Annotated in this window: 6 protein-coding genes and 1 pseudogene; 3 read left to right on the top strand and 4 right to left on the bottom strand. The window is 31.9% G+C overall.

Translation table 11 applies throughout. From position 1 onward, the window contains the following. Positions 1 to 5 precede the first annotated feature (5 nt). Both AACL19_RS04770 and AACL19_RS04775 read left to right on the top strand, forming a co-directional pair. Positions 6 to 785, top strand: coding sequence for a DUF4304 domain-containing protein (locus AACL19_RS04770; protein WP_339045369.1), 780 nt, complete (start codon positions 6 to 8; stop codon positions 783 to 785). 102 nt (positions 786 to 887) lie between these two features. Next, on the top strand, positions 888 to 1,016 hold the full coding sequence (locus tag AACL19_RS04775; RefSeq protein WP_339045370.1) for a hypothetical protein: 129 nt from the start codon (positions 888 to 890) through the stop codon (positions 1,014 to 1,016). Between the two features lie 115 nt (positions 1,017 to 1,131). On the opposite strand, the gene AACL19_RS04780 is transcribed toward AACL19_RS04775, so the two are convergent. Both AACL19_RS04780 and AACL19_RS04785 read right to left on the bottom strand, forming a co-directional pair. Then, positions 1,132 to 2,046 (bottom strand): hypothetical protein, encoded by a 915-nt coding sequence (locus AACL19_RS04780; RefSeq protein WP_339045371.1) that lies wholly within the window; start codon positions 2,044 to 2,046, stop codon positions 1,132 to 1,134. A gap of 38 nt (positions 2,047 to 2,084) precedes the next feature. Then, positions 2,085 to 2,777, bottom strand: a complete 693-nt coding sequence (locus AACL19_RS04785; protein WP_339045372.1) for a hypothetical protein — start codon at positions 2,775 to 2,777, stop codon at positions 2,085 to 2,087. A 784-nt stretch (positions 2,778 to 3,561) separates the two neighbouring features. Between AACL19_RS04785 and AACL19_RS04790 the strand changes: the two genes are divergently transcribed. Beyond that, positions 3,562 to 13,515, top strand: a complete 9,954-nt coding sequence (locus AACL19_RS04790; protein ID WP_339045373.1) for an ankyrin repeat domain-containing protein — start codon at positions 3,562 to 3,564, stop codon at positions 13,513 to 13,515. A 262-nt stretch (positions 13,516 to 13,777) separates the two neighbouring features. On the opposite strand, the gene AACL19_RS07105 is transcribed toward AACL19_RS04790, so the two are convergent. Continuing rightward, on the bottom strand, positions 13,778 to 13,921 hold the full coding sequence (locus AACL19_RS07105; RefSeq protein ID WP_410519881.1) for an ankyrin repeat domain-containing protein: 144 nt from the start codon (positions 13,919 to 13,921) through the stop codon (positions 13,778 to 13,780). Between the two features lie 141 nt (positions 13,922 to 14,062). Next, positions 14,063 to 14,868, bottom strand: a pseudogene (locus AACL19_RS04795) (transposase family protein). Between the last annotated feature and the right edge of the window lie 84 nt (positions 14,869 to 14,952).

Genomic DNA, 14,952 nt, shown 5'->3' on the forward strand with positions numbered 1-14,952 from the left:
TTAGTATGGATCAAGAAGAAGAAATATTTAATCAGTTTATGGAGCTTATGAAACCATTTATGAAATCACATGGTTTTACTAAAAAAAATAATAATTTTTATAAGCGTCACCCGCAAGGAAATATAGGAATTATTAATTTTCAAAAATATTTTTCAAAATTTACTATCAATATCAGTATTTACTCATATATTTTAGCTGAGGCTTTTTTAGCTGAGTTTGGTGAAAAAGAAGTAAAGAAATATCCCTCAGAATGGGATGGTCATTGGCGCACGCGTATTGATTCTTTAGTTCCTAAACAAAGTCCTGAGTGCATAAATCTTGCTAACTCTAAAAGTATCGAAAAGGGGTTTGCAGACAGGTGGCCTATATCTGATTGGTGGTGGAGGTGTTATTATGTAACATCAAGCGATACCATTTGTGAAGTAGACGCTAAAGAACTTTTTGATGAAGTGAGTCCCTTGATAGCAAAATTTGCCATTCCTGCAATCGATCAGCGCATCACTGATGAACAATTAAAAAGCCTTTTGTTTTCCTATAAAAAGCCTAATAGTGATGATCTACAATATTTAGCTACTTTCTTTTTAGCTTCAGGTGAAGAAGAAAAACTAAATATTGTGTTAAATAAATTAGGTAAAATTGTACAAAATAATCCCCAGTCGACTGGATTAAAAAGAAAGTACGATACCTTTATGAGAGAAAGAAGATGGATAGATGAAGCTTATGCGCAAGAACTGGAAAGGGAGAGGGAATTGTACCGGAGTAAAAAACGAAAGAAAAAACAATAGGTTTATAAAAGAAGGAAGACAAGATAAAATCTCCTGTTATAGAAGTACGCCTTAAAGCCCGTCCACGTACGTGGAGTTTGTAAATTTTTATGGAGAATTAGTATGGCATATCAAAATATATTTGGTCCGTTTATGGAGCTTATAAAACCGTTTATGAAATCACATGGTTTTACTACGAGAGGTAATAATTTTTATATACGTCATCCACGCACCTATCCATCTACAGCATAGCAGTTTTGTTGTTAGAAGGGGAATATTATAGATAGTATTGGTTAAGTAATTTATTAATTAGGTAATAAATATTTCAAGATATTATTAAGTTTAATAACTTAATTATACTCTTTTTTTAGATTTCTATTATTCTTGTTTGACCTTTTTCTTTTAAAATTCTCTGCTCAAAACTGTTTTTTTCTATTTTTTGTTCACCTTGGTTAAATTTTGAAATAAGTTGATTATTTAACATTTTAACATCTTTTAAATCTATCTTTAGCTCATTGCTTAAAAAAGAAGCAAAATGTTTTTGACTACTGCGTATAACATACAAGTAACTTCCTGATTCCGATAGTACTCTTCCACTACCACATTTATGATTACACTCTCTAAACTTATTTCTAAATTGTGAAGCTATATCTCGATCTTTAAATGAAACAGTTATTTTGCCAGTTTTTTGATCAATATCAATAGTTGGTTTATTTCCAAAGCCAGCATCAATAAATTTCCTTATAGAATGTTCCACAGCCATTTTAGGGTTATTGTTAAAAACATGGACAGGTTTATAAGTTAACGAAGTTTTATATTCGTTATTGTATTTACGCATGTTTTCAAAGTAACTTTGGGGTTTTGTAAGGCCATCTTTTCCTTTTTCTTCCATTCTTTTCAAAAATTGTTCTATTTTTTCTGTATCTTTAGAATATCTAATTTCTTCTGTGTTTACATAAGGGGTATGTAGTGAATATGAAGATACTATAGCATCAGTTGCAAATAAGTTACGTAATTTTTTAACAGCATTATATAAATTTTCCTGAGTTGGTTTATAATGTCCACTATTATCATCAATGTAAGTAATTTCACCATCTCTAACTTCCACCATACCAAAACATAAACCAGGTTTCCCTCCAAGCAAGGTTGAATGATAATAACCAAAATCAACCCCTTTACCTGGCTGAATATGCGGAGAAGTCACTAAATCACCACTAAGCGTTACAGCATATGCTACTAATCCTTTTATACCTTTGCTTTCTTCATTGCTTGTATCATACAACTTACCACTTTGATCATACAGTCTAAATTTACCACTATCTAATTTTGGAATCTAATTTTTGGAATTCTAGTATGCTCTTCTTGTTCTTCAGGAGAAAAGCGTTTTGCAATAGTTTCATATCCAAAGTCTTTATATCCTTTCCTTTCTTTAGTGCCAACTTCCCTAATATAAGCAGGGGTTTCATTTATAGGTGGATTTTTGATAAGTCTATTACTTTGATGATTGAATAACATTTTGTTATCTAAGTCTATAGAAACTTGCTGTTCTTTAGCAATTATATCATTTGATTTTGTACTAGCTTTGCCAAATTCTCTAGCTGCATACTTCCATTTATCTAACAGTTTCCTTTGACGGAAGCCTTTCCTCCTTGCTTTATCTATTCTTTCTTGAATTTTCTTTCGTATCTCTTCTTTTCTTTCTTCTGATACTTCACTTACAATCTTTTTGCTTTCTTTAATTTCAATTCCAAGATTGATAAGGTTTGCAGAATTTTTTTGTTGAGTTTTATCTTCAGAATAAACAGATTCCCCAACAGAAACTTCTTGTTTTTCAGAAAAAGGTTGGGTGGCTTGTAAAGTATAAGATTTTTTCTTTGTTTTAATTTCTTTATTTGCTGGTGAAACGTTTTCTGTTTTGTTTAATAATGATTTCTTATCATCATTATTACTTTTTTTGGCTTTGGGGTAAGCTTTACTCCTAAAAAATGTTCTGATGTTTTTTAAAAGAGCCATATCTTATGATATGGGATAGGTAGCGTTTCACATTAACAAATTTATGAAAATGGAACATGAAATTAGCACCAACCAAAATTCAAATATTGACTTTACTCTCAAAACCACAAGGAAGTACCAATATTTTAGAGAAAGAGAGCTGAAAGTATTACATTATGGAAAATAAAATAGGAGGTAATTTTGCAGTGTAATTGAGTATCGAGGTGTACATGTATGTGAGATAGAGAGGGTTACCGCTGCGGCTTTTAGGCTATGCCGATATTAGAATGGAGAAAAGTTCATATAAGTTGCTATGGTGGACCATTCCAGTTTCTCAAAACTTGCTCTCTGTTTCGCCCTTTAATACTGTAAAATGGATTATAGTAGTATATTCTAGTAATCGTATAAAGTAATGAAGGTACTTACCTTTCAGAGAAAGAGGAGGATCATAACAGGTAAAATGCAGTAAATATAATATTTTGGGTTAGCACTAGCTTCAGTTAAAATATATAGATTTAATTGTTTATAGAAGATATATTAAAAATTGTATACTTCAAGTACTATACTAAATTTATTAAATGTGATAACAGATAAAATAATATCTTAATTGATCTAGTATTTAAGATTTTTAATAGATTAATAGTACATTTTACTCTTTTGATTAATAATAAAAATCAATATCTATAATAAATTATAAGTTGTTTTTACTATAGATAAAATTATGAGAAATTTATAAAATATAGTATTGCAATTCAATCATTAATTGTATAGAGATAACTCAGTTGATGTAATCAGGGGGGATTTTATGACAATTGATTTTAGCAATACTTCTAATGCAGATCATAGTTCAGTTTCAAAAGCTGATATGGTGGAAAGTGCCTTTGATGGGGCTGTGCATTCTGAAGTAAGTAGTGTAGAGCAAAAATCTATATTATTCGATACTATGCACCCTTCTAGTCAGCTTAGTAGACAGAAGCGACAATATGATCCTAGCGATATTAATATTGCCAAGCTATTTACTGCAATTAGGGAACACAAAACAGGCAATCCCCCAAAAGATAAAATAGCAAAAATTAAAAGATTGCTTACTCAAATACGCAATATTAATGATGTTGACGCTAATGATCACAATAATACACCACTACATGTTGCAGTTTCTAAAGGACATCATGACATAGTTGACCTTCTTCTAAAAGTACCTAACATAAATATCAATATTAAAAATAAACAAGGTAATACACCGCTTGATCTAGCTAACGATTTAAGTAGCAGTCATGCTAATAAGAAAGACATCATCATTCAACTAGAAGCTCGACGGGCTCAACCAGGATCAAGTGATAGTTTGCAGCCTATGCCAACACCAGCAAATAGAGTTGTGCTATTGAAAACTTGGTATACTGAAGAACAATTACGAAATTATCCCAATCTGTTATTCTTATTTGATGATAACGATAATGCAAAGTATAGAATGGATAGAACTAATCCTGGAGGTGGAGGACAGGCTTCAGTCACAAGACCGACAGGAGCAGGAAAACAACCATACGATAGATTACCGAACAATGGTGGAATTAATGGAAATGCAATAGGAATAACTACTACTTTCTGTGGTGGGTATACACCTAATATAAATGAATTTAAAGCTCTGATGGATAAGGAATTTGCACCTATTGAGACGTGGGTAAAGAAAGGTGGATTTGTTGCAATACCGTGCAGCAATAATGATAAACCTAGTCTAGGTACTGGGATAGCTGGATTAGAAAGTAAAATTCTAGGTGCTCTAGACTATATACAATCTAAAGTAGATAAGTTAGTAACATTAGGGAAAAACGTGATACAAGATCCTCAAGATGAAGATTTCAATACTTTAAAACAAGAATTACATGAAACTCTATTAGCAGAGCGCCAGTCTTATCAGTCAAAGGGATTGGCAGGATATTTAGGTTCTAGTACTGGACAGCGAATGGATGTAGATCAACCTTCTAATTCTGGTAAACAGCAGTCTTCTGTGCTTAAGTTACCAGAGAATTTTGAGATAGGGAAAGCAATAACAAATGGGGATTGCTTCTTTGATTCGTTTAGACAGGGACTAGAACAATTAGGAATAAAAGTTAGTGTTGAGCAATTACGGGGAATTTGTAAAGAGTTTGCACAAAATAATCCACTAAAATGGTTCATAGATGCTATTGCTAATAGTCGTAATCAAGATAATTCGGTACGTAGCGAAATCCCTAGTAAATATGCAGAAAATATTATGGATCACAACAGATGGGGAGATCCTGACATTGAAGGTAGAATTCTTTGTCAAAAATATAGTGTAGAATTGCATGTTGGTGAAGACCACCCTAACGTAGGATGGATACACCAAATCATAGATGGTACAGGTTCTAGGTCTATCAGTGAGGATGAGGTTGATTATGATGCAGTCAATACAATACACATAGTAAATGGTGGCCGTAATCATTTTGAACCGATACTCAGATCAGATAATCAACAATCAAGAATACCAAGACCTAATCCCGATGGTGATCTAAATCCAAACCGGTCAAGGCTTGGTCAATTGCCACCCCCACAGTCTAATGCACGTGAAACTTACCGAGCATCTGGGCTCAAGCACAGCTTACACGGTAATATTTATCAATTAAAACTGCTAATGCTCTTCCTGAACCGTGGACTAAAAGAGGGATATGATTTTCGTTTAGCAACAGAATGGGATGATGCTGAAAAATTTGATGATTTGGTGTTTAAATATACTGATCAAGGTCAGGACAAATATCGTTTCTTACAAGCTAAACATAAACAGGATGAATCTAAAAAGATCGGAATAGGAGATTTATTTACAGAACAGAAAGGTGGTGGTGAATTTGAGTTGACAAAGTATTTTCTTTCTTATTTAAAAATCAAGAATAATCCTATTTTCCAAGGTGGTGACTTAGTAGATTTTATCATCTGTACTAATATTGGTTTTGATCTAGACAATTCATCACCAACTCAACTTAAAGTGATAAAATCTGGAAAGAACAAAGGGAAGAAAATTTCAGTTGAAGAAATTAAGGGTAATGATGTTTTTTTTAAAGATGGTGGTCAAAGATATCAATTAAAAGATAGTCAAGGCGACTTGGCTACGCATTTAAAACAAAGCGAAGAAATAAAAAAGCAGAACATGCAAAATATAGATGTAGAGATAAATAACTTTCTTGAAAAGCTGGTATTTGCGGTAGCTCAACCTAATGAGATTGAACTAAGTAAGATTATTGGTAAGGAACTAGGTGAAGAGTTCAATCTGATTGATGCTGATCTTGTAATAGATAATTTTCAGAAAGAAATGTTAAATTGGATGAAAGAGAAAGGGCCAAAAGGAAAAGAGGGTAGGTTCCTTACATCTGAAGATGGTAAAGAATTCTTTGGTTTTGCAAAACAAAAGGTGAGTAAATTAAAAATAGCCGGACCAACATCTGGATATAGTGAGAAACTAAAGCGGTATAATATTAAGTTTAAACCTGATAAATTAACAGAGGTTGAGTCTTTTTTAGGCCAGAGTCAAAAGCAGATTTTAAATCTTAAGTTTCAGCATGATACTAGATTAAGTGCAATTAAAGTAAATCAGGCTGTAGAAAACCATAATTCATATAAAGCTGAAGATAGTTATATCTTTTTGTCTTTAGGTGGCTTGTTACGGTTAAAAGATAAAGCATTAAATGCTTTTAAAGCACAAAATACAGGAAATTTATTAGTAATTGAATGTAAAAGTAATGGAGCAGATGATATACAAGCCTTATCTTCAGAGCTAATAAGAATTGCAACAAATACTCCAAATAAAAAAATCATCTTAATTACCCAAGATGATAATGCTTTGGCTAATGCGTTTAAAAATGATGGTCAAATAGGCAACAAATATGACGAAAAATCTGATGATATTGGTGGCTTATCTGATCTTACACCAGAGTCACAAAAGAAAATGTTAGACAAGACAGTCAATTTTCAAGGCAATGATACACCTTTGGGTAAATTGATAAATGATAATCAAAAAAATTTAGTTGATGGAGAAGTATTAGCTCAATTGGTTGATGGTGAGGAAATAAAAATAGGCAATACTGTTCCTGGGTTAACTGGTATAGATAAAGAGTGTTATATAGAACGTACGTTTGGTAAGGGAGAAGAACATAATATAAGGAGTATTACTGATAAAGTAGCAATCATAGCTGCTAAGCCTGGTATGGGTAAGTCGGTAGTATTAACTCATTTAGCAGAGCAAGAGAAAATAAGCGATCCATCTTTGTGGGTTGTTAAAATTAATCTAATTGAACATGTACAAGCACTAAATACAGAGATTTTTGATAATTATAATAAGGAAAAGGCAATTAACTTCTTATCAAGGATAATCGGGTTAAACACTCCTTTAGAGAAGGAATTATTTCAAAATAGGTTTAATCAACAAGATAAAGTTGCATTGTTTTTTAATGGATTTGACGAAGTTAGCCTTACTTATAAGGATAAAGTCATCAAGTTGCTTACTATTCTAAAAGAGACTCAAGTAAAGAAATTGTGGGTCACAACTCGCACACATATGTGTGATAAGCTAGAAAATGCATTAGGTGTGTCTTCATATGAATTGAAGCCCTTATCTAGAAATGAACAAAAGGAGTTTTTAAAGAAGTTCTTTGGAAGTAATTTAGAAACTCAATCTATATCTGTAGACGAAGGACGTTTAGAGATCTGTACTCAAACATTCCTTAATGCTTTTGCTAATGATTTAAGTCTTGGTCAAGATTTTACAGCTGTACCACTACAACTTAAAATGGTTGCTGAATATTTACAAGATAATTTTAAAAAATTTTACGATAGCGATAAAAATATTTTTTCACTACCTGACAATTTTAATTTGATTGATCTATATGAAAAGTTTATTAAGTGCAAATTCGATAAGTATTCCAGGAAGCAAGAAAGTCATAAAAATCCAAGTGATAGGTTGTCGTTTAACGAGTTCTTTAAACAGCGTCAGTTATTAGCTCTTGATGTACTATTTGAAGAAGAATTAAACAACTTACTTTCCAAAAAACAAATTGATAAGATAGAATCTTTAAAAGAGCAAATGAAAGAAGGAAATGGTTATGTTGGGGTAATTGATAGCATTGTTGATGAAAAGCCAAACTTTACTCACTTAACTTTTGCTGAATATCTTGCTGCTCAGAAGCTTTTTAATATGTTCACAAGGCAACAAGAAAAGATAGATAGTGATTATGATAAAGAATACATTGAAGGGCTAAAATCAAAACAAGAGACATTACGTGAATTTTTATTAGAACATTTTCTTCTACAAGATAATATAATAGGAGTTAAACAATTCTTTGATAATATTGCAGCTAAAGACTCTATTCTACATACCACTTTTTTAAGTGATACTAACAAAGTAAAAGGTATGTTGAGTGATCCAGATATTAATATTAATACCCAAGATGCACTTGGTAGAACAATTTTGCATTTAGCTGCTAGTTGGAAAGATGTTGATTTTATCAAGATCTTAATAGCGAACTCCAACACAGATCTCACCAAAAAAGATAACTTATTTGAATTAGCCCCTATAAATTATTCTAATGACGTTATAGTGATTGAAAAGATTTTAGAAAAAATACTTAATCCTAACTATGTTGAGATACGAGTGGTTGAAGATATGATGTTGTCTGATAATCTTATACAAAAAGATACTTTTTTTAATAAAATTATTCAAGAAGAATGCATAACATTATTAAAAAACATTGTGTATAAATATCCTGTTGTAATAAATTATCGATTTGAAAGTGAATTTGAAAATGGTGATAGTATTTTACATCGTGCTATTCGATTCTCTACAATAGAAATAATTACTTATCTAATAAGTAATGATGCTGATCCTAATGCTGTCAACAATGAAGAGATGACTCCTATAGATTTAGCTCTGCAGGGGTTACATAAAGATGAATCAAAATTCAAAAAAATAGTAGAATTAATTGCTAGAGCAATGGCAGGTAATAATGATGAGAGATATGGAGAAATTATACGCGAAAGTGCTTTAAAACGAAAAAACCAGATCCAACTAACTAGTGAAGAGATTATAAATATATTTTTCCCTAACGATGAACCATCAGCTAAGAGAAGGAGATTAGAAAACCCAAGCTGTTCAAAGAATAGAAAAAAGCGAGCAGTAGGCATGAAGTGTGTTGACTCACGTGATGAGGAGGAGATTGATAAGGTAGAAAAAAGAAAACTTATACAGGAGATTTTTAGATCTAGAGAAATGAAAGAAATGTTGAGTAAAATTATGAGCATGTTAAAAAAGTATGGCATAGCTAATGACAACAATGTTCAACAATATAAAGAATTGTTAGAAGTTTCTTCAAGAATATCTAGTAATCAAGCTACAGATTCAGATATACAAGAATTCTCTACTAAGATAAAAGCTTTAGGTTTTATAAATTCAGAAGCAGAAGATGCTATTAAAGAAATTCAAGAAAAAAATATAGAAGGAATAAGAGAGGTTATTGGTAGACCAGGAGTATTAGAAAATATAAATAAAAGGGTAAGCTGGGTTATACGCGGTCAAATGTATGGTAATATTATTGGTAATATTGCAGATGGCAACGTTGAAGGTGCATTGGCAGGATCAGCAGTAATAGCAGGTGATTATGCATTTGGTAAGGTAACTGGTATTGCTCCTGTAACTTGGTATTTTATGGTAAAGAGTTTGGCGGATGATATTGAAAAACTTAAAGCTGGTGAAGATGTTGCAGTTGAAATTGCACTTGATAGTACAGTTTTAGCGGGATCTTTTTTGCAAAGCGCTGCGCCAATGCTTGCATCTGAGTACGCAATTGAGCTTGGACCTGAAGCGGAAATATTGGTAGGAGCTGCAATGGCTATTAAAATAGTTTATGTTGCAGTAAAAGATGTCATGCATGAGAAAGAAACAATTCATCTAACAGGAGAACAAACTGTTGAGGCAATAGTAAGGAGAATTTTGAATTTATCTCCTTCAAAACAAGAGCGAGAATTAATCGAAGAAGAAGCAGCTAATAATATATTGGCAAAAGAGGGCCTAAATTTTTTAATGCAGCATCCAGAGATAAAAAGTTATGTTTTCTCTACTGGCATGCCTGAAAAATATGATTGTAAAAAACGTACAGTACCATTACCGGGTAGTAAGTGCAATGCAAATGCGGGTAAATGTATGGAAGAGATAGAAGAGTGCAAAACTCGAATAAAGGAGGAAATGAATAGTATAGTACTTTTGAGTAGCAAAAGAAGCAATGTCATGTGGAGTAGAGCACGTATAAATAATCCTTATTTAGGGGGTGAAGAGCGTTGCGTTACTCAAATGGTACCAAGATCTGATTGTAATTCCAATGCGATGTCACAATCATGTTTAGAACCTAAAAAGTATTGCAAAATCATAAATCAAAACGTTGGTGAACTATTTTGTCATCCAGGTAAGCTTGGTGAAGCAAGAAATCGTCGTGATCTCAGTGGAGCTGGTGCAGCATATAGAGAATTGCACATTAGCAATGATAACAGAGAGGATCCTCATTATGAACGTGTTTCTCATCCAGCTTACTACTGCGGTAATGCAATAGGTTTATCTTATGTGCAAGATAGAACAGGAAATTATACTTTAATTAATTTAGGTGATAGTGATGATAAAGCTATTGGGTTTTTGGATAGTCCTAACATCTTCCTAATTGGTAATGGAAATAAAACCTTTTTTGGAGGAAACAAGGATGATGTATTTATTTTAAGAAATAACGGGATCACGGGAACATTAAATGGTGGTGGTGGAAATAACACCTTGGACTTAACTAATTTTGCTCCAAATGAGCATGAGACAATTATATTAAACTATATAGACCCAGAAGTAGGAGAAATGGTATATAAGAGATCTGATCAGAAATTCTTTACAATAAAAAATATGCATACAATTTTAGGTAGGGAAAAGAAAAAAGACAGAATATTGCCTAGTTGCAATGTAAAGGTCATAGATGGCCAAGGTGGAGAGAGTGACAGCAATCCTGATGAGATTATTATACACTCATGTATACTTAGAGAACCATTACAAATAGTGGTAAAACCTTATACTAAAGTACATAATGATGATATTTTTAACAATTTTAGCCATATTATTCCTGTAGGTAGAGGAAATGTTCACATTAATATGACAGGAGAGTCTGGATTCAGATCATCAAACACTAAACATGAATTTTTCTTTGGTTATACTCTTTCTGATCTGATGAATATTGTAACTTCAAATACTAGAAACACATACAATTATGTTGCTAATTGTATGATTAGAAATATTGCCCTAAGCTTTCTATCACCTAAAACAGGTAGAAACTTTGCTAATGAAAGATCTAATACAACTATTGTAGGTATTTCTGATGATGATACACCTTATCTTCAAGATAATGCCATAGTAAAAATAGATAGATATGAAAATGTTTATGTAATACAAAATGCTGATAAATCTGTTGATGAAGTAGTGAGAAGTTACCCACAAATAGCAGATAGACTTAATGCAACTATTACTGTCAAATCTGGTAATCAGTGCATAGTGGTAGGACATGGTGCACATGAAATATTTTACAGTAATCCAACGTGTGAAAATCATTTAATCGGTAATGGTGGTGAGAACACATATGTTATTGCTTCACCTTCTGAACAACAAAGTAACAATATACCTAAAGTTAATGTTTATAATGTTAATGAGAAAAATTCTGTAGATTCACTAGATTTACACAACGCAATAAAAGCATCAGAGAAATATCTAACAAAAAAATATAATGATTCACTTTCAGCAATAGAAATATCCCATAATGCTGATGTTTTTCAAGATGAAAATAACCTACTAATATTACTAAAAGTAAAGATAATTGAATTAGAGTCAAAAGGTTTTAGAAATTCTAATGTAATAATTGGACCTTACGAAAAGAGTATTATAACGGTAAAGTTAGTTAATGGAACACAGTGGTATCAAAAACTACATGTTTATTTAAATGATACTATACCTATGCAGCTTGAAAGTACGGGTGAAAATTGGAAGTTAAGTCCAATACTTAACTTAGAAGGTGTGAAAGTTATTCCTATTGATATTTTTAGATACTACAAACCGAATAATGAACAAGGTTTACAAATTTACCATAATCAACCTCAAAACAAACATCAAATTGGCATAGTAGATCTGAAAGATAAGTCTATATTAAATTGTGATATGCGGGTTATTGGTAGTAGCCTAACTTTATCATTTAAAGGTAGTACTATTGTAAAAGTAGAAAATTGGTTGGGCAGCCCAGAAGCAAGAGAAATGATATTTACTTTTAGTGATGCACTAATTTCTAATGCAAAGTGTGTAATTTCTATATGTGATCCACATGATATCATTGCAGAGTTTAAGCAAGAGAAAAGTAAGGTAAGCAACTTAGAAAACACCACACCACACCCAATAAGACGTAGACGTCATAAACATCACCACAGAGGTAATAATAGGCATCGTCGTGCAGTTGAGGTAGAAGATGTAACAAATGCAAAAGGAAGCTTAGAAAGAGCAGAAATATTAGCAGCAAAGAGCAGTGGTACTAAGCCAAAGTCATGGATAAATGAGGGTGTTGTATGGATGAAAGAATCAATAACTAATGCTTATGAAACAACTATGGATGTAATTAGTGGGTTGTTTAGTAAAGATAAAACATCTCAAAAGATGGAAAGTGCTACAAGATTTGAAGATATCAAGACATGGAACAAAGAGAATAATGAGCCATTTAATGGAAATGTAGAAGAAGAAACATCTCAAAATGTGGTAGGATTTTACGATGCAGTGTTGGGGAAATTAAATAAAGAAGATTTAAAAAGAATAGAAGATCTTTGCGAGGAAATAAAAGCTAATTTTGAACCATATAAAGACAGTGATATATATACATGCCTAAGAAATGTTGCTGAGCTTATAAAGGATAAATGTAATATAGATAATGATTATTTAAATAACTTATGTGCTAACAAGTTATTAGAGTCAATGAAAGAGCAAACTGATAACGTGAAACGATATAATATGCAAAAGCAAGGTGAATATATAAGAAATTTATACGATCAAGATCGTAATATCATACTACTGACTTATTTGTTAGGATGGTACAATAAGATAAAATCAAAAGATGAAGAAGATATACATGATGAAATACGTGAAGTAGCTTATAGAGTACTAAAAGAAGTAAAGGCATGCGAAACAATTACAGAGTTATCTATTCCTATAGTTATTACAGAAGACGATATATACACTGCAACTTTAGGAAAAATGATTATAAGTGGGAATATACAAAAAAATCAAATAGTTGAGACTTTGTTTTGTTCATTAGAAAACTTAATTGAGATAAAGTTGAAAGAGGATAAAAACAAAGAAGAATCAAGTAAAATCAAAGAATTTATGGAAACGTACAAAACAAATGTAATAATTGCTTTAGGTACGGTAGCTGACAATATTATCAATTATTACAATGCTAAATTCAGTGGAGAAGAAAAGTATTATTATAATAAACCATGTACTGCTATAAAGCCAAACAGCACACTAGAAGAAATTCAATCAGCCTATGAGACTGTTTTATCCAATGTTCCATCTGATAGAGATATAGTACTACCTAAATTATTCGGTAATAGTTTAAGTTTAATAGATACAAATAAACCTACAAGTAGCTTGCATGATATTTCTGTTATGAGTAGTAATATTACTCAAGTTAGGAGCTTTTAAATGCATGATTCATGTGTAAAATATATTAATATTTTGTATGTTAATAAATTAATAAAAATTATATAAGTATATAGAAAGTATATGGGATAATATGTTATATTCTCTTGCTTTGGACTGTAAATTTGAGAACGTTCAACAAACTGTGTGATTTTGCAATAAAACTCAAAAGTAATTGTTCAATCTCTTTATTTTTATTAGCCTTAGCGATATCCAGAGCTGTCATAGTAATATCATTATAATTAACCTCTAAATAAATATTTGCTTAATAATATCTCAACGATTCTTTTTTAATTACTGCAAGATGTAAGGACGTACAGTCATATTCTTCTTGAGTATTAATGTTAGCATTGTTTTGCAAAAGAATCTCTACAACGTTTTCACAGTTATTTAAAACTGCAATGTGCAGGGGTGTATTTAGATCTTACATCAACATATCCACCACTTTTTATGAGCATTTTAAGAATTTCATTATTTTTGCTGCTAAGTATATAGACCTGCTGAGAAACGGTATGCAATTAATTTCAGCAGCAACAACAGCAAGAATCAATTAAAACTCATGCCTGAGGTTTACGAGACCAGCAATTATGTTAAATCTCATGTTGTATTTCTTCTGAAAATTGCGATAGGTATGCGACATGATTTTAAAAATCTTAATTTCACGGATTTTATGCTCCTCTTTCATCCTAAATGATGCCAGCTTCCGATTGTGCTCTTTTTGATCGTCCGTCAGCAATTTTTTTTTGATACCTTTTATGCGGAATCATAACGTTACTCTGCAATTTTTGCCACCCCTGATATCCAGAATCTGCATACTTTATATTCTCTTTTGGTAACATTTTTTCCTGCTTTCATATCTTAAAATCGTGAGTTCGACCTCTGTATGACTTTGACACTGATAGAATTTGCCCATCTTCTCTTATAACGATTTCCGTTTTTATCGTGTTTACTCTTTTCTTGCCAGAATAAGACAATTTTCTTTTTTTCCTGTCTTTTGGCCGTTCTATTGGTTGTTCTGTAACATCTGCTAATATCTTCAAAATTCTTTCTGGCGTCATAGTTCTGTCCTTTTTTTTTGAGATTTTTTTAGCCAAAAGTGGTTCCATTTTCTTGAGTAATCGGCAGATGTTTGAGTTATGCAAGTTGAATCGGTAACTCAAGAATCGGTGTGTTATGTAAGTTCTATAATACAGAATTATACAAAGTATTTTGTCTTCCAACACAGGCTATTTTGATGTTCTTCCATTTCCGTTTTTTAACTTTCTCCCACTCTGGGCGCACTTTTTCTATAACCTTTTCGAATTTTCTTATTGTCAGACCTGTTACATCTTGAAAATTCCTCGGATGTTCTTTTATATTATGCTAATTTAAGCTCATCTTGCCTCACTTTTTCTTGCTCTATCTCTCTTTATATAACCATTTCTCCTCTTTTGCACCAGG

This window comes from Candidatus Mesenet endosymbiont of Agriotes lineatus (assembly GCF_964019585.1).
In the GTDB taxonomy this organism is placed as follows: Bacteria; Pseudomonadota; Alphaproteobacteria; order Rickettsiales; family Anaplasmataceae; genus Mesenet.

Bases quoted from the DNA above. Each gene is read 5' to 3' on its own strand.
- AACL19_RS04770 (WP_339045369.1), top strand. From the start codon at position 6: ATGGATCAAGAAGAAGAAATATTTAATCAGTTTATGGAGCTTATGAAA.
- AACL19_RS04775 (WP_339045370.1), top strand. From the start codon at position 888: ATGGCATATCAAAATATATTTGGTCCGTTTATGGAGCTTATAAAACCG.
- AACL19_RS04785 (WP_339045372.1), bottom strand. From the start codon at position 2,777: ATGGCTCTTTTAAAAAACATCAGAACATTTTTTAGGAGTAAAGCTTAC.
- AACL19_RS04790 (WP_339045373.1), top strand. From the start codon at position 3,562: ATGACAATTGATTTTAGCAATACTTCTAATGCAGATCATAGTTCAGTT.